This is a genomic window from Psychrobacter sp. FME5 (assembly GCF_014861375.1).
Lineage (GTDB): Bacteria > Pseudomonadota > Gammaproteobacteria > Pseudomonadales > Moraxellaceae > Psychrobacter.
The window spans coordinates 56,178-73,784 of sequence record NZ_RRYX01000005.1 but is presented as its reverse complement, the minus strand read 5'-3'; the positions used below and the strand labels follow the sequence as shown (position 1 = coordinate 73,784).

Here is a 17,607-nt window from a genome sequence, read left to right as displayed (position 1 = left end):
CTATAAATTTAATACTATGTTTTGCCCCTTTAAGGGCATAAATCTGGTATCGTTCACCTAGGCTTAGATGTGTATAGTTCATGGTTGCAATCTCACTTTGGTCGGTGGATAAAAACTTTGATGCTAGCGCATCTAGGTCTTTTTTTCACCTCGCATTTGATATTGCACTTCATGTGTTAATCTAAGACTTTAAAAACGCTACGATACTGCGGGTATAGTTTTTTTGCAGCCTCTGTCTGCGTAGGCACAGCAAACAAGAAAAAACGGTACCTGCAGTACGTGATGTAGCGATATTACTTCTCACTGACTATATTAATGGGGCGACTAAAGCCATTTTGCAAGCCAGCCATTGATTGAGCAACCGCGCGTTGAACAACAGGCGCAAAAAAACCAGCACGAGGCTGGTTTTTTTCAGTAGTAAATCCATGCAAGACTAATGACGGAAATTCGACATTAATGCTGGAATACCTGGCAACATACCGACAAGGGCCATCACGCCTGTTAAGACTACAAAAGTAATCACGGGAATAATCCAGCGACTCATTTTGGTCAAATTGGCACTACGTTCTTTAGAACCAATTAAACCTAAATTATCGAGCACAAGGGTAATTGACCAACCAAAGGCTGGATTAACCAACGCTGAAGCAAAGACGACAATGGCAGCGGATTGGGTGGTTTTGCCTTCACGTGTCATCTCCATCCCTGCTTCAAGCAATGGAATAAAGACCCCAACAATGAGCGCCACGCACATGACCGGCTCCCAAATCGCTAAGTCCATGGGATAACCCCAAACGCCAGCAATAATACAGAAAATACCGGTTAAAACTGCACCGGCTGGGATCGGACGCTTGGCAATCGCTGCTGGCACAATGTAAGTGCCCCACGAAGAAGCAAAGTTTGCGCCACCGAGTACCGAGCCTGCTACCTGACGAATCGAGGCACTAGTCATCGTATCATCAATATCCATCAAAACCTTTTCAGTGCGTTGCGGATAGCTGATTTTTTGGAAGACCTGATGACCCAAAAAGTCTGGCGACCACATGGCAACGGCCAAGACGGCAAATGGTAACACCACGATAAAGCTCTCAACAGTGGGCAACCCTAGCATCCAACCGGTGTTTTCACCCCACCAATACATCGGATTCATGTTCGGTAGACCTGGCGCGGTTTCAAACGAAAATGGCGCACCCATGGCAAAAGCGACGCCACCACCTAATAAACAGCTGAGCGGAACGGCCAACCAACGCTTTTGGAAGTTTTCCAACACCGCATACAGTACGATAGTGAGTAAAATAACCACAAAGGCGATATGGGTCATACCGATGCCTTCTGCCCAAGCAAACAGGTTTTTCACCTGCGATGTGGTACCAATAAAGCCCAGATACAGCAGTAAACCACCGCACACGCCTTTACTGGTCAAGTTTGCCAGCAGACTGCCCCCTTTACTAATCGCTAGTAATAAACCAAAGGCACCAATCAGTAAGCCAAACGCCATCGGGTGACCACCAGCGGCCACCACAATAGGAATCAACGGGATTAAAGGTCCATGAGTACCAGCAAGGTTGGCAGTAGGGAGTAAAAAGCCTGAAAATAAGATGGCAAAAAACGCCACGATTAACAGCTCATAACGAACGTTTTCTAGGACAAAGGCATCACCCAAACCAAGCGGCCCTGCAAAGGTAGCAGCGATGGCGCCCACCATCACGACTTTACCAATGGTCGCTGCCATCGCTGGAATCGCATCTTCATACTCAAAACGATAATCACGGAAAGGTAAATTGGCACGCCAGCGCTTTGGTTTCATGATTTGTAGTTCATGATTTAGATAGGCGTCACGACTATCAAAGCTTGAGCTTGGCTTATGTAAATCGAGATAACTACCCAATTGCTCGCTGTCGTCAGTGGCTGGATTTGATGGTTGCTGATTAGACCCTGAAGAAGGGATCTGAGTATTACTCATCACATTTCCTTGTGTCGGCTGAGGCTTCGGTTGACTAACAATAACGTGATTTGGCGCCTTATAAAATAAAGCGTCACCACAAATTTCAGGCTATTGTATGCCATGAATCCTTGGAATGCGAGCATATAACCATGTAAAGATACTATACGTATTGTTATAATCAATAACTTAAAGTTTGCATTTATAATTTATCGAAACTGAATTCACGCTTTTTTCAATAAACTGACCGCAAAATAGGTGGCAGTAATGTTTACCCTTAATAGACGAGTCATTAGCGGTAACCCAGTAAACTTGGGAGCTGTGATTAATAGCAGTAACCCATATTCAGACTTTCGTTACATCAGCGCTGGTTACGCTTTAAGTCTAGCGCACTTGATGTTTTTTACTTATGATATTTAGCCTTAACCAACCAAAAAACTTAATCGCTATCATTAAAAAAGTCTAAAAAAGTAATAGGACAAATTTATGAGTGTACTACCCAGCAATTTTGAGACGCTAAAACGCAGGGCCAAACAAAGTATTATGCCGTTGTTGACACCGCATTTACTTAAACTACGTATCAATACCTATGCGCCATATATCGGTGCTGGTATAAAAATTGATTATATCAACCTTGATCAAGGTCTATGCGTGGTCAGCATGGGGCTGAACCCTATGAACAAAAACATCGTCGGTACGCAGTTTGGTGGTAGCTTATATTCGATGGTTGACCCGTTTTATATGTTGATGCTCATGCACCAATTGGGCAGCAGTTACGTGGTCTGGGACAAAAGCTCGCATATCGAGTTTGTTGCGCCCGGTAATAGCAAAGTCACTGCACGAATGAAAATCCCTAATAATGAAGTCACTACTATTCAGAAGCTGGCAAAAGAAGGTGAACCGGTATTTCGTGAATACCAAGTGGATATCGTTGATGATCAGCAAAAAACCATCGCCACCGTCACCAAAACGCTCTATATTCGACTGCGTAAGTACAGTAAATCTAAGGATCAAACTAACCGTATCGATAATGTCGATGCTTAGATTTAATCTTTTAGACTTAGATTTTATAGACTTAGATTTTATAGACTTAGATCTTGGACTTATCGCTACAGATACAAAAACCCCAACCTAGCCTTCGCATAGATTGGGGTTTTGTCTTTTTGGTATGGCCCGCTTATTTATAAATAAACCTATGAATAAGGGCTTGTATCTATTATTGCTTCATCGCTAAGCTGCACAATAAACAACTTAACCATGGTAGCAATTTTAAGCACAATGCTTAAAGTCAGATACTCGATACAGTCTAAGCGTCAGTTTTTGCCTGAGCAGCTTTAGGAGCACGAGCAACCAACTTTTCGCGGATACGTGCTGATTTACCAGAGCGCTCACGTAAGTAGTATAGTTTCGCACGACGAACTGCACCGCGGCGTTTCACCTGAATGCTATCGATAATTGGTGAATGCAGTTGGAATGCGCGCTCAACACCAACGCCACTTGAGATTTTACGTACGGTAAACGCTGAGTTTATACCGCGGTTACGCTTAGCAATTACAACGCCTTCAAAAGCCTGTAAACGCTCACGCTCACCTTCACGTACTTTTACTTGTACCACAACGGTATCGCCGGGTGCAAAGCTTGGGCGCTCAAGTAATTGAGCGTTTTCGATGACCTGAACCAATGGATGCTTGTTGCTCATGAGAGTTATCTCCTCACATTAGATAATAGAGGCTTAACGCATATCACCTGTTTGTAATAATTAATCATATCTCTTTATAGTGAGACACAACGTAAATGGGTTATAACCAACGGCCATAATGCGATGACTCGTTTTATTGTTGCTCAAAATTTTATTTCTTAACTGTTTATCTCGCTTAATGAAGATAAAGTCAGGTATTAACCCTCTACTTTTTATCTGCTTTTGCCAATGCTTTTAACCATTTTGCTTGCTCTACCGTTGGGGTAAACGCTTGCCATAGGTCTGGACGACGCGTTTGCGTGCGACTGACTTGCTGGCTAAAGCGCCACTTAGCGATATTGGCATGGTGACCTGAGAGTAGTACTTCAGGTACTGCCATACCCGCAAACTCATGCGGCTTAGTATAATGTGGACAATCAAGCAAACCATCGACGAACGAGTCTTGCTCAGCTGACTTGTCATCACCCATAATATCAGGCAGACGACGTATTACACTATCCATCAGCACCATGGCTGGTAGCTCGCCACCAGTCAATACATAATCACCCAGTGACACTTCCATATCAACATATTGCGACAATAAGCGCTCGTCAATGCCTTCGTAACGACCACATAATAAAATCATGCCGTCATACTCAGCCATATTGACTACGCTACTTTCGCTGAGTGTTTGCCCTTGTGGCGACATATAAATCACCGGACAATGCTCACTGTCGACACGGCAGCCATGCTGACTGGCTCGCAGGCGCGCATCCTCGATAGCTTTTGATAATGGCTCGGCCATCATCACCATCCCAGGACCGCCACCATACGGGCGCTCATCAATACGGCGATAGTTATCAGTGGTATAATCACGTGGATTAATGCATTCAATCGTCACTTGTTTCTGAGTGACTGCCCGTCCCGTGATACCAAACTCACGGATCGTCGCAAACATCTCAGGAAAAATACTAATGACAGAAAAATACATCTGATGTCTACTTGCACAGTGGCTAATAATGGCTGAATAAATCGGGGTAATTATCAAACGCGCTTAGCGATAGGACTAAAGGCCGTATCACTAAATGAAAGGCTTTATTAATAATCACTTGGCCATGCCACAAGCACTGTTTTTTCAGTCATATCGACTTCAATCACGGTTTGCTTGTGCCATGGAATCAGGCGCTCTTCATTGTCCAAACTGTCTGAGTTTGCCGTTACGCGCATGATGTCATGGGCACCGGTCTCAAACATTTCAGTGATAGTGCCTAGATATTCAGTCTGCTCATTTATCACGCGTAAGCTGACCAAATCCGACCAATAATACTCATCTTCAGCTGTTTCAGGTAAGACGTCTTGCTCAACCCAAACGGTAACCCCGTTCATGGTCTCAGCAACATTACGATCAGGAACTTGCTCAAACTGAGCCACAATTCCTGTTCCTTGCTCACGCCAAGCCTTAACAGTCAAAGGTTTCATACCAGTGGCCGTTTTCATCCACCACGGCTGCATGCCAAATATTGCCGTACGATCATCTGTATCACTAAAAACCCAAAGCCAACCTTTAATGCCATAAGGCTTCTTAAGCTGACCGATTTTCATAAGGCTACTAGCGTTTGGAACAGAGGACATAACGGCTAACCTAGCAATGATTAAAACAGCAATGATAAATACATTTCAATGAAAAGCGATAAACGCATTCAAAATGCGATAAACAGTTAATGGCGCACCCTGGTCAGACCAGTTACGCTATGTGTTCTAAAGCCTACTGATTGGCGCAAAAAATGCTATCAGTATCCAGCAACAAAAACTTAAGCAGTGGCTTCAGTTTGAGCAGCAGACTTGTTGTAAGCTTTTACTAATGAAGCAACGCGATCTGAAGGTTGTGCACCTTTTTCGATCCACGCATTGTACGCTTCTATGTTTAGGCGTACTGCTTCTTCAGACTCTTTAGCGAGTGGGTTAAAAAAGCCGATGTTTTCAATGTAGCGACCGTCACGCGCGCGGCGTTGATCAGCAACAACTACTTGATAAAATGGGCGTTTCTTGGCACCGCCCCGTGCTAAACGAATAACAACCATGTGAATTCTCTCTTTCGCAGGTATACCAAAAAGGGCATAATTATATCACAGTCTTATTTTATTGAAAACATAAACTGTGCTTATTTAATTATTTATTAACAATAGCTTAAATGCCAGTCGATGTAAAACATATTTGATAATGAGCGCTTATCTTTAACCCATAATTTGGTCTTTTCATCTGACTACCTTACTAAAATATACGGCTAACGAAGTCTGATTTAATATGCATTTAAGAGTTCATCATGGACAACTTATTTAATCAAAGCCCACAGTGTCAGCCTTTGATTATGCTACTCTGTAGGATAAATTAATGCTTTAAGCAAATATGTTCAACACGCTCTAGACCTAATAAAATCTAACCTTCAACACCTTGGATTTATATGACCACTCCAAACCCCAAGCCAAAATCACGTCGTAAAGGTTGGCTACCACGCTCTTATTCCAATACTTGGCTTACAACCTTGATGGTGGCTTTTATTGTCATCATCAGTGTTAGCTTATCGATTTTATTTTTTTGGCGTAGCCTGTATTTACCAGAGCTGAAGAGTCATGCGCGTTATTTGACCAGTGAGTTACGGCTAATGAATAGCGTCAATAAAGATTGGCAAGATCATCCTGAGGTGCGTCAGTGGATTTACCAGCACTCTCATGTGGTAGTAGTAGATAATCCGAGTGATTTTCCAGAGGTTTCAGACAAAGCCTTTGTCGGTGTTTTTACTGATGTGTTGCAGCGTGAAATCGGCGCGCAGTTGGGGCGACCGGTTGAGGTATATTTTAAGTTTAAACCGACCCCACAGCTTTGGGTACAGGATAGTCGTGATGACAGCTTTTGGATTCGCGAACCAGTGGTTTATTATTCCCAGTACAGTCCGACTCTATTGATATTGTTTTTAATTGGATTACCCATTCTAACGCTATTGACCATCATTTTATTGGCTCGACAATTAAATCGCCCATTGCGTTATTTACAGCGCGCAGCGACCAATTATATTCGCCTCGGTCACGCCACTACATTACCAACACAAAAAGGACCCACTGAGATACGCCAGGTAAATATGGCATTCAATCGCCTATTCACCACTTTAAATCAAGCACAAAAAGAACGTACGATTATGCTTGCGGGTATCTCACACGATTTGCGCACACCGCTAACTCGCATGCGTTTGACGGCTGAGATGCTGCCAGATGACTTTTTTCGTGAAGGGCTTATTTACGATATTGAGGATATGGATGCCATTCTGGAGCAGTTTATTTCATTTATGAAAGACGGTTCTGATGAGCCAGTCAGTCTCACCAATTTAGACACCATCTTTAATGAAATTATGGTGCAGTTTGCACCGATGGCGTTCATTTACCAATCAGAGTGTGACAAGGTCGTGCCTGTCCGTCCCATGTCTATTAAACGCCTTGTTATCAATCTGGTCAATAATGCCAAGCGTTACGGCAAGCCGCCTATTTATCTGTCAGCAACTGTGGTGCCGACATTTATAGAAACTGTTGAGGAGGAAGATAGCGATGTGATTAGTGAAAGCGTGGTCAACAAAGAAGCACAAGAACAATTAATGATATGCGTACGGGACTGTGGTGATGGCGTGGCAGATGACCACTTAGAGCGTATTATGCAGCCCTTTGAACGTGGCGAGACAGCGCGTACCACCCAAGGCAGCGGCTTAGGTCTAGCGATTGTCGATCGTATCGCACGGTTGCATCATGGTACGGTCGAGGCCATCAATCATCCTGACGGTGGTCTACAAGTATGCGTGCGTATTCCCCTACTTTCCAAAGTTGCTGGAGATAAAACCGTGGCAGCCCAAACAGAAGATATCTCTGATTCTAACGATACTGGACTGGATAAGCCTGAATAATATGAAAAATCGCTCAAGGGGTGTCGAATGGCTCTAGCTACCAGTCGTTCTAGGGCGTGTCCTAATATTGAATGTGCAACAGATCCTATTCTCTATTCCCAATAATAGGCGGGATATACTTAGCACTATTAGCAAACGTTAATGGTTGAGTAATGTCGTCTTTTGCGGCCTTTAAGGTTTGCGTCGTCGATGGCTGCTGCAAAAATAAATAATAGCCCAACGTTATCGCATTCAAAACCACCAAACCACCAAATAAATACGGCATCCCTTGCTCTCCTATATTTTAAGACCACTAAATGTATAAATGCGCTAATTAATGACATGCTCTGAAAATGAACAATTCTAAAACATAGCGGTATGTTTATACCATTGAGTTATTTACCGTCAAAATCGCGCTCGCTTTTTTCTTGGGTCAATTCATCAGCAGCAAGAATTTGTGTCAGAGGCTTGATGGGCCAAGTCATGACAAATCTAGCACCACCAAGCGTTCGGCTCTCGTCCACCTTCATACTACCATTAAACCAAAAAGCAATCCGCGACACGATAGACAAACCTAAACCATAGCCGCCAGATGCTCGTGTACGACTGTCATCTAAGCGTGAGAACGGAATAAACACTTTTTCACGATCTTCCTCTGGAATACCATGACCATCGTCTTCCACGCTGACAAAAGCATTGCCTTTTTTAACGCCGCCACTAATGATGATGGTGGTTTCAGCGTAGCGTAACGCATTACCGGCAAGGTTTTGGATCACACGATGTAAATAGCGCCGATCGGCGATAGCGGTAACTTTAGCACTCGGTAATTTACCGACGATATCAATATCTTTACCCAGCGCCTTGGTTTCGCGGACGATTTGCTCGATCAACTCTTTTAAGTTGACTGGCTCAAGATCAAGCTTTGGCGAGCCTTCTTCAAGTTTTGCATAGGTTAGAATTTCATCAATCAAACCATTAAGCGATTCAATATCTTCGTCGATATAGTCGCGCTGCATAAAGCGAGAATCTTCATCATCGGTATCAGCCAGCATATCTACGGCAAAACGAATACGCGCAACGGGCGTACGCAATTCGTGTGATACCGCGCGTGTCAATTCGCGCTGCGACTCAATCAAGCGCTTGATATGCGAAGTCATCGCATTAAATGTCGCTGATAACCGAGCAATCTCATCTTGGCCAATGACCTGTACTTTACTATCAAGGTTGCCTTTACTAACTTCATTGACACCAACTTGGATCAACTGCAATTTACGCTCAAGTGGAAAAATCAGCGCATAAACCCCTAAGCTGATCAAGAACATACTGATAAGAATCATACTAATAATCAGATTAAGGGGGAAGTAGTTAAATAACGGCACTGGACCAATCAAAATTGCCATGTCATTAATCTCAGATGGCACCACTACCCTGATAGCCGAATTGCTTTTGCTACTATTGGTATCTTGCAATGAGATGACGACTTCATCACGGCGTAAGCGTGCCATTTGATCTGAATCTAAATCAAGTGTATTGACGGCTTTGAACTCTAACGGAAAGGTAAACTTGTCTTCTAACTCAGCCAAACGGCTACGCTTATCAGATAAGGTGACATGATAAGAGAGATCATCTAACAAAAACACAGCGATGGCCCGCACTTGCTGCTCGGTAACTTGTGAGATACGTGCGGTTAAGACATTTTTATTGTCTGGTAACCGATAGTAAACATCGGCATAAATAGGTTGGCTGACATAACGGACGACAGTTTTACCACCCTCAAAACGACGCAATTCGCTGGCATTAAAATCCACCTTATCAATCGGTAAAACACTAAAAGTCGTGCCAAATAAACTACTAGCATCCGATAACCAATATTCACGCTGCGATGCCGTTTCTTGGTGAGCCAGACCTTCACTCACTATGTGAAAAGCGCCTGTTGCCATGCTTTCACGGTAAGATTGCACGCGTTCTTTATTGATCGTTTCCATCAATAGTTGGGCAAATAACGCCACGCATAAGCAGACTATGAGTAGTCCCGCATAAATACGAACAAAGATACTGTGTTTTAAAGAAGAGACTAATGACATACGTGCCGTGACCAACTTAATGAATAAAAACTGCTGATATCATTCAGTATATAAGCGCTGCATTATAAGTGATATCGAACATTATTGAGTATGGATGAACCCTGACTTATATATTTTAGCTGAGGTACGGTGCATCAAAAGCGCACCCACATCATAGCTATTTAATCAGAGCCATAATAATTGCTTAATTAAACCACATAACACTACATTTAAGTTCAAAAATTAAAACTTTGCCACAAAAAAACCAGCATATTTGCTGGTTTTTGATTAAATAATGATAAATGCTCAAGATTCTATTAAAATTCTGGGATTAATTGCCTTCTTTGACAAAGAGATAGCCTTTGCTACGTACAGTTTTAATACGTTTTGGATTCTCTGGGTCATCACCAATTTTAGGACGAATACGTGAGATACGCACGTCAATCGAGCGATCTTGACCATCATATTCGATACCACGTAGACGCTCAAAGATGTCTTCACGCGATAAGATACGACCAGCGTTAGACGCCAGTAACCACAACAAATCATATTCAGCACTGGTAAAGTCGACTAGCTCCTCACCTAGGTTAACTGAACGACCACCATTATCGATGACCAATTCGCCAAATTCTAAGCGCTGTGGCACATCTTCTGATGGCGCATTTTCTGAGCGGCGTAATAACGCACGGATACGTGCAAGCAATACACGCGGCTGAGCAGGCTTGGCGACATAATCATCAGCACCCATTTCAAGACCTAATACCTGATCCATATCTTCTGTGCGCGCCGTCAGCATCAAAATAGGGTTTTGGTAATGCGGGCGAACTTCACGGCAAACCGTAAGACCATCGCTACCAGGAAGCATGACATCCAGTACGACCATATCTGGTTGTTCATTGACGATACGGCGAATAGCACGATTGCCATCCGTTTCAATGGCGACTTCTAAACCATTTTTGACTAAGTAATCTTGAGTCAACATGGCCAAACGCTCATCATCCTCAACAATTAAGATTCGCGGAGTATTGTCTTCTTCATTCGTTGTCATTGTTATATCCTCTAATACATCTCATTTAAAAGCAGTAAAAGTAAGAGCGGTAAAATTAATAGCACCATAAAGTGGCACAATTGTGGTTTGTATAGCTGTTACAAACTTGGTAGCACAGTATACTATTAAACCTACGGCTTCCTATACTATAGCTTATAGTCGTTAACAAAACCTATAAACTACACCCATTAAAACTTTAGTTTACGTCCAAAAATTATGCTTTTTAAGCAAATAGCAGGGTGATAATAAAAACTGTTTTTCGTCCACTATCTTAATGGGCAAAAACAACCCTTTTTAGTCGCTTATATAGCAACATTAAGTTTAATTATCATTCGATATTTCCGATAGTAACATATCTAATATAACCATATATCGGCATTGTCGCTAGTGGCATTGTGGCAATCACCTAATATTAATTGCTTACGGTATTATTCACCATAAAAGCAATATATAGTTAAAATACTTTAAAAACGCTACGATACTGCGGGTATAGTTTTTTGCAGCCTCCGTCTGCGTAGGCACAGCAAGCAAGAAAAAACGGTACTTGCAGTACGTGATGTAGCGATATTACTTCTCACTGACTATAGTATTAAATAGCAGATATAAAAAAACAGCCCATGATGGACTGTCTTTTATAATTATAAACAACGCTGGAGTAAGAGTACTGCCTGACGTTATATATAATAAATTAAGCGCGGTTTTGGTACTTACGAATAGTTTGTAGCTGTCCCACTGACTCTGCCAATGAGGCCAAAGCCGCATTCGTTTGCACGGTATCAGATTGGTTGACCAACATTTGCTCGGCTTTTTTGCGTGCTTCAACGATTTTACTTTCGTCAAGATTGTGCGCGCGCATGGCAGTATCAGCCAATACTGTCACCATTTTTGGTTGTACTTCTAATACACCGCCTGATACATAAATGACTTCTTCTTCGCCGTTTGGCATTTGCACTCGCATTGCGCCTGGTTTTAGCAAGGTAATAAGCGGTGTATGACCTGGCAATACACCAATCTCGCCTTCGGTACCAGTAGCTATTAACATGCTAATTTCGCCTGAATACAACTCTTCACGAGCACTTACGACGCGACATTGTAACGTTGCCATACTTAATTCCTTACCATCAAAGCGCAATCAAAAAACAGTAAAAACTGCGATGCGTTACTGAGGAGTAGATATAAGGTTTATATTATACCTACCCGTTAGCGAATACTAATACAACTTACGCTGCAGAAGACTTCATTTTTTCAGCGTTAGCGACTACTTCATCGATGCCGCCAGCCATATAGAATGCTTGCTCTGGTAGATCATCGTACTCACCAGCGATGATTGCTTTAAAGCCAGCAATGGTATCGCGTAGTGCGACATATTTACCAGGCGCGCCAGTAAAGATTTCAGCAACGTGGAACGGCTGTGATAAGAAGCGCTGAATTTTACGCGCACGATAAACGGTTAGTTTATCTTCTTCCGATAGCTCATCCATACCCAAAATAGCGATAATGTCTTTAAGCTCTTTATAGCTCTGCAATACTTCTTGCACGCCGCGAGCAACACTATAATGCTCTTCGCTAATGACTTGTGGGTCTAGCTGACGTGACGTTGAGTCAAGTGGATCAACCGCAGGATAAATACCTTGTGAGGCAATATCACGGTTCAGTACCACGGTTGCATCCAAGTGAGCAAACGTCGTTGCAGGTGATGGATCGGTCAAGTCATCCGCAGGTACATATACCGCTTGTATTGAGGTAATCGAACCTGATTGCGTTGAGGTAATACGCTCTTGTAGCTGACCCATTTCTTCAGCAAGTGTTGGCTGATAACCAACCGCTGATGGCATACGGCCTAGCAATGCTGATACTTCAGTACCGGCAAGCGTATAACGATAGATATTATCAACGAAGAACAAAACGTCACGACCTTTGCCAGTAGCAGGATCTTTGGTATCACGGAAGTACTCAGCCATGGTCAAACCAGACAGAGCAACACGTAGACGGTTACCCGGTGGCTCATTCATCTGACCATAAATCATCGCCACTTTAGACTTAGTAAAGTCATCAGTATCAACAACACCAGCGTCTTGCATTTCGTGATAGAAATCATTGCCTTCACGCGTACGCTCACCAACACCCGCAAACACAGACAAGCCTTCGTGTTTCAGGGCGATGTTGTTAATTAACTCCATGATATTAACGGTTTTACCAACACCAGCACCACCAAACAGACCAACTTTACCACCTTTTGCAAACGGGCAAAGTAGATCAATAACTTTAATACCAGTTTCTAGCAATTCAGTGCTGTTAGACTGTTCCGCATAGCTTGGCGCTTCACGGTGAATAGACCATTTTTCGTCTGCGACTACTGGACCTTCTTCATCGATAGGACGACCAAGAACATCCATGATACGACCAAGTGTACCAACGCCTACTGGCACAGAAATTGGGCCACCAGTATTAGTCACTGGAAGGTTACGCTTTAGGCCTTCGGTTGAGCCCATCGCAATAGTACGCACGATACCATCGCCTAGTTGTTGCTGTACTTCTAGGGTGGTTGCAGTACCGTCTACTTCTAAAGCATCATAAATTTGAGGGACTTCGTTACGGTTGAACTCAACGTCAAGAACCGCGCCAATAATCTGTACAATACGACCGCTACTCATTGCGTTCTCCTGGAAATTCTGTATATAGTGTGTTTTATAAAGGGTTTCAACTATGAAACAGCAGCAGCACCGCCAACGATTTCCGATATTTCTCGGGTAATCGCCGCTTGACGCAGCTTGTTATAAACCAACTGTAAATCGTTAATTAGGTCACCAGCATTATCTGTCGCCGCTTTCATGGCAACCATACGTGAGGACTGCTCAGAGGCGATGTTTTCCATTACCGCTTGATAGACAATCGACTCAATATAACGACCAAGCAACTCATCAATCAACGTCTTGATATCAGGCTCGTAGATATAATCCCAGCTAAGTTCTGTCTGTATGCCGCTCTCTTCTTCGCTAAGCGCTTCCTCTGGTAAAGGTACCAGTTGATTGACGGTTGGCTTTTGAGTCATGGCATTAACGAACTGGTTATATACCACATAGATACGGTCTAAATTACCGTTGCTATAGTCTTCAAGCATGGCCTGAACGGGGGCGTTTAATTGCTCAAACGTTGGTTTGTCGCCATAATCGGTTACCGCTGAGGTGACTTTGCCACCAAAGTTTTTGAAGAAACTGACGCCTTTAGCACCAATAACCGCAAACTCGGCTTGTACAGACTGGTCTTGATATTGCTGGATATTTTTCATCAATGCTTTGAATAAGTTAATATTCAAACCACCCGCCAAACCGCGATCAGAGCTAATAACAATATAGCCAACTTTGTTGACTGGACGCGAGACCATATACGGATGTTTGTAGTCTGATGAGGCATGCACCAAATGTGAAATAACCCGGCGCATACTATCAGCATACGGGCGACCCACTTCCATGCGCTCTTGGGCACGGCGCATTTTACTTGCCGCTACCATTTGCATCGCACGAGTAATTTTTTGGGTGCTTTTAATACTGGTGACTTTGGCACGTATCTCTTTTAAGCTTGCCATAATGATTCCAATATAAGAGGGTTAAAAAGCATTGGCGCATGCGACAATTATTTAATATATAACATTAATCTAAAAAATAATACTTTATATCTTGTGCATGACGCGATGTAATGCCGTCAACGGTTAGAATAGTGGCGCTGCTATCTAAATAAAAAACTTATTAGACAGCGCGCCACTTTATTAGCTATAAACAACAGCCATAACCAATCAGGCTTAACCCGTTAACTGAGTATTTACTAACTTAATCGTTAGTAAATTAGTAACTGTGATTTTGTTTAAAGGTCTCGACTGCTGACTTTAAACGACCTGCAATATCATCATTATATTTTGCAGTGTCATCAATTTCTTTCATCAGCTCGCTTTGCTCATCATGCATATAGCGTAAGTAAGCTTCTTCAAAAGAACCTATTTTATTAACAGGAACATCTGATAAGAACCCTTCGTTTGACGCATAGATAACCGCAGACTGTTCAGCGATAGACATCGGCTGATACTGTTTCTGTTTCATCAGTTCAGTCACACGCTCACCATGGTCAAGCTGTTCGCGAGTCGCATCATCAAGGTCTGAGGCAAACTGAGCGAATGCCGCCAATTCACGATACTGAGCTAGAGCAGTACGAATACCACCAGAGAGTTTCTTAATGATCTTAGTCTGAGCTGCACCACCAACACGCGATACCGAGATACCAGCGTTGACTGCTGGACGGATACCTGAGTTAAATAAGCTTGACTCTAAGAAAATCTGACCATCAGTGATTGAAATCACGTTGGTCGGTACGAATGCTGATACGTCACCGGCTTGGGTCTCAATGATTGGTAGCGCGGTTAATGAACCAGTTTTACCAACTACTTCACCATTGGTGAATTTTTCTACATATTCAGCGTTTACACGTGATGCACGCTCAAGTAAACGTGAGTGTAAGTAGAATACATCCCCTGGATACGCTTCACGGCCTGGTGGACGACGTAATAGTAGTGAAATTTGACGATAAGCAACGGCTTGTTTTGACAAGTCATCAAATACAATCAGTGCATCTTCGCCGCGGTCACGGAAGTATTCACCCATCGTACAACCTGAGTACGGTGCGATATACTGTAGTGCTGCTGGCTCTGACGCTGAAGCAACCACAACTGTGGTGTATTCAAGTGCGCCAGTTTGCTCAAGTTTGCGTACCACGTTAGCGATGGTAGAACGTTTCTGACCAATTGCTACATATACACACTTAATGCCAGATGATTTCTGGGCGATGATCGCATCGATAGCCATCGCGGTTTTACCCGTCTGACGGTCACCAATGATAAGCTCACGCTGACCACGACCGATTGGAATCATGGTATCAACGGCTTTATAACCGGTCATTACTGGCTGATCTACTGATTGACGGTCGATAACGCCTGGGGCGATTTTTTCGACTTTGTCGGTCATTTTGGCATTGATAGGACCTTTGCCATCAATAGGATTTCCCAAGGCGTCAACAACACGGCCTAGCAGCTCAGGACCTACTGGTACTTCAAGGATACGACCAGTACAATAGGCTTTTTGACCTTCTTGCAGCTTTAGGTAATCACCAAGTACTACCGCGCCGACAGAATCACGCTCTAAGTTAAGCGCCATTCCGTAGATTTCGCCTTCAAACTCAATCATTTCGCCGTACATGGCATCTTCAAGACCATGAATCTGCACGATACCGTCAGATACTTTGACAATCGTGCCTTCATTCTTTGCAGTTGCACCCGCATCAAGGTCTTGAATACGCTGCTTAATCAGGTTACTGATTTCCGCTGGATTCAATTGTTGCATTGCCTTGTTTCCTTTAATTTATGATAACCCGCCCACTGACTTAAATGCTCTTATATCATGCACGCTCTATTGAGCTGCGTTGATGATTGGCATTAGGCAGTTAGCTGTGTTTTTAACTGTTGTAACTTGCCGCGCATCGAATCATCAATGATTTTGTCACCGACTTTGATCGTAGCGCCTGCCAATAAACTTGCATCAACCGACTCGTGAATCACCACGCTAGCATTTAGCGAGGTAGCGAGACGTGTTTGCAGCATATCACGCTGGGCATCGGTCAATGGATAGGCCGTGGTCACATATGCGTCAAGCTGCTTTAAGCTTATTGCCTTGTGACGGCGATAATGCTCATAAACTTCAGGAAGCAGCGCCAGACGCTCTTGTTCTGATAACTGTTTAACGAAGTTACTAAGTGCTACTGATACTTTTGGATAGCTGGCGTCGCTATCAGGGCGAACCCCTCTAGCCTCACCTAATAACTGCTTAAAAGCAGAATCATTAGCGCTAGCTACTTGTGTATCATAAAGATCGATCAAAGCAGCTGACTTATGCTCAGCAGAAACAGCTGGATTGTCTAGCCAAGTACTGAACGACTTGTCATTGACAACGCTAGCAGCAATAAATAAGAAGTTCTCCCACTCATTTACTGCCCCGTTTTCGTTGGCATAGTCAAACGCGGCTTTAGCGTACGGTCGTGCTAAGGTTGATAAGTCAGCCATTATATCCTCACAATTACAGCTTCGCCGCCAGTTGGTCTAACATACTGGCATGTTTTTGCACATCGACTTTGTCTTGCAAAATCTTTTCTGCACCAAGTACAGCCAGCTCAGCAACTTGGGCACGTAATGACTCACGCGCTTGATTGATTTCTTGGTCGATAGACGCTTGCGCTTGTTGACGAATGCGCTCGCCTTCCGCTTGGGCCTGCGTTTTGGCATCTTCGACAAGCTGGTTGGCACTCTTGTTCGCTTGCTCGATTAGAGCAGCAGCTTTGGTCTTTGCAAGATCAAGCTCCTGCTGGACATCTTGCTCCGCGGTTGCCAAATCTGCTTTTGCTTTTTCTGCGGCATTCAAGCCTTCAGCAATTTTACGCTGACGCTCATTGATGGCACCGATAAGTGGTGGCCACACAAACTTCATGCAGAACATCACAAAGATTGCAAAAGCAATGGCTTGACCGACGAGGGTAAAATTGATATTCACGTGATCACCTCTTTGTTAATGAAAAATCAGTTTCATTGATCATGTTTGGCAGTCAAATCTTGACTATATTTGCTAGTAAATCCTTGAGTACCAAACATTTACAACTGAGCTTTCGGATTAACCTGCTAGAGGGTTAGCGAACAACAATAGCATAGCAATACCAACACCGATCATCGGAATAGCATCAAGAAGACCTGCTACGATGAACATACGAGTTTGCAATTGTGAGCCAAGTTCTGGCTGACGTGCAACACCTTCTAGGAATTTACCACCTAGAATAGCAAAACCAATACCTGTACCTAGTGCACCTAAACCGATAAGTAGTGCTACTGCGATAACTGTGTAACCACCTAATACTGGATCCATG

Annotated in this window: 17 protein-coding genes; 2 read left to right on the top strand and 15 right to left on the bottom strand. The window is 43.3% G+C overall.

Features of this window, described 5'->3' with window-relative positions; all coding sequences use genetic code 11:
- Positions 1-433: 433 nt before the first annotated feature.
- Positions 434-1,960, bottom strand: a complete 1,527-nt coding sequence (locus EI161_RS01925; RefSeq protein ID WP_192522996.1) for a DUF3360 family protein — start codon at positions 1,958-1,960, stop codon at positions 434-436.
- 465 nt (positions 1,961-2,425) lie between these two features.
- Between EI161_RS01925 and EI161_RS01920 the strand changes: the two genes are divergently transcribed.
- Complete coding sequence (locus EI161_RS01920; protein WP_192522995.1) at positions 2,426-2,983, top strand: DUF4442 domain-containing protein; 558 nt, start codon at positions 2,426-2,428, stop codon at positions 2,981-2,983.
- Positions 2,984-3,245: 262 nt separating this feature from the next.
- Here the strand turns inward: EI161_RS01920 and rplS are convergent, their stop codons facing one another.
- From rplS to rpsP, 4 genes are all read right to left on the bottom strand, one after another.
- Positions 3,246-3,638: a 50S ribosomal protein L19 gene (rplS, locus tag EI161_RS01915; protein WP_192522994.1), complete on the bottom strand. Its 393-nt coding sequence runs from the start codon at positions 3,636-3,638 to the stop codon at positions 3,246-3,248.
- A 205-nt stretch (positions 3,639-3,843) separates the two neighbouring features.
- Positions 3,844-4,608: a tRNA (guanosine(37)-N1)-methyltransferase TrmD gene (gene trmD / locus EI161_RS01910; protein ID WP_192522993.1), complete on the bottom strand. Its 765-nt coding sequence runs from the start codon at positions 4,606-4,608 to the stop codon at positions 3,844-3,846.
- Positions 4,609-4,715: 107 nt separating this feature from the next.
- Positions 4,716-5,249, bottom strand: coding sequence for a ribosome maturation factor RimM (gene rimM, locus EI161_RS01905; RefSeq protein WP_192522992.1), 534 nt, complete (start codon positions 5,247-5,249; stop codon positions 4,716-4,718).
- A gap of 179 nt (positions 5,250-5,428) precedes the next feature.
- Complete coding sequence (gene rpsP, locus EI161_RS01900) at positions 5,429-5,698, bottom strand: 30S ribosomal protein S16 (RefSeq protein WP_192522991.1); 270 nt, start codon at positions 5,696-5,698, stop codon at positions 5,429-5,431.
- 380 nt (positions 5,699-6,078) lie between these two features.
- Between rpsP and EI161_RS01895 the strand changes: the two genes are divergently transcribed.
- Positions 6,079-7,563: an ATP-binding protein gene (locus tag EI161_RS01895; protein ID WP_192522990.1), complete on the top strand. Its 1,485-nt coding sequence runs from the start codon at positions 6,079-6,081 to the stop codon at positions 7,561-7,563.
- A gap of 85 nt (positions 7,564-7,648) precedes the next feature.
- Here the strand turns inward: EI161_RS01895 and EI161_RS01890 are convergent, their stop codons facing one another.
- From EI161_RS01890 to atpE, 10 genes are all read right to left on the bottom strand, one after another.
- Positions 7,649-7,828, bottom strand: a complete 180-nt coding sequence (locus EI161_RS01890) for a hypothetical protein (protein ID WP_192522989.1) — start codon at positions 7,826-7,828, stop codon at positions 7,649-7,651.
- Between the two features lie 109 nt (positions 7,829-7,937).
- Positions 7,938-9,626: an ATP-binding protein gene (locus EI161_RS01885; protein WP_192522988.1), complete on the bottom strand. Its 1,689-nt coding sequence runs from the start codon at positions 9,624-9,626 to the stop codon at positions 7,938-7,940.
- Positions 9,627-9,936: 310 nt separating this feature from the next.
- Positions 9,937-10,653, bottom strand: coding sequence for a response regulator (locus EI161_RS01880; RefSeq protein WP_192522987.1), 717 nt, complete (start codon positions 10,651-10,653; stop codon positions 9,937-9,939).
- A gap of 688 nt (positions 10,654-11,341) precedes the next feature.
- Entirely contained in the window at positions 11,342-11,758 is a 417-nt protein-coding gene (locus EI161_RS01875) for a F0F1 ATP synthase subunit epsilon (protein WP_192522986.1), read from the bottom strand.
- A gap of 115 nt (positions 11,759-11,873) precedes the next feature.
- Positions 11,874-13,307, bottom strand: coding sequence for a F0F1 ATP synthase subunit beta (gene atpD, locus EI161_RS01870; protein WP_192522985.1), 1,434 nt, complete (start codon positions 13,305-13,307; stop codon positions 11,874-11,876).
- A 50-nt stretch (positions 13,308-13,357) separates the two neighbouring features.
- Positions 13,358-14,239, bottom strand: a complete 882-nt coding sequence (gene atpG / locus EI161_RS01865; protein WP_192522984.1) for a F0F1 ATP synthase subunit gamma — start codon at positions 14,237-14,239, stop codon at positions 13,358-13,360.
- A 256-nt stretch (positions 14,240-14,495) separates the two neighbouring features.
- A complete protein-coding gene (gene atpA, locus EI161_RS01860) occupies positions 14,496-16,040 on the bottom strand; it encodes a F0F1 ATP synthase subunit alpha (protein ID WP_192522983.1) in 1,545 nt (514 codons plus the stop codon).
- Positions 16,041-16,132: 92 nt separating this feature from the next.
- The gene (locus EI161_RS01855; protein ID WP_192522982.1) at positions 16,133-16,756 is read right to left on the bottom strand and encodes a F0F1 ATP synthase subunit delta; all 624 of its coding nucleotides are present in this window, start codon (positions 16,754-16,756) and stop codon (positions 16,133-16,135) included.
- A gap of 13 nt (positions 16,757-16,769) precedes the next feature.
- The gene (locus tag EI161_RS01850; protein ID WP_192522981.1) at positions 16,770-17,240 is read right to left on the bottom strand and encodes a F0F1 ATP synthase subunit B; all 471 of its coding nucleotides are present in this window, start codon (positions 17,238-17,240) and stop codon (positions 16,770-16,772) included.
- A 117-nt stretch (positions 17,241-17,357) separates the two neighbouring features.
- Entirely contained in the window at positions 17,358-17,606 is a 249-nt protein-coding gene (gene atpE, locus EI161_RS01845; protein ID WP_010197960.1) for a F0F1 ATP synthase subunit C, read from the bottom strand.
- Between the last annotated feature and the right edge of the window lies 1 nt (position 17,607).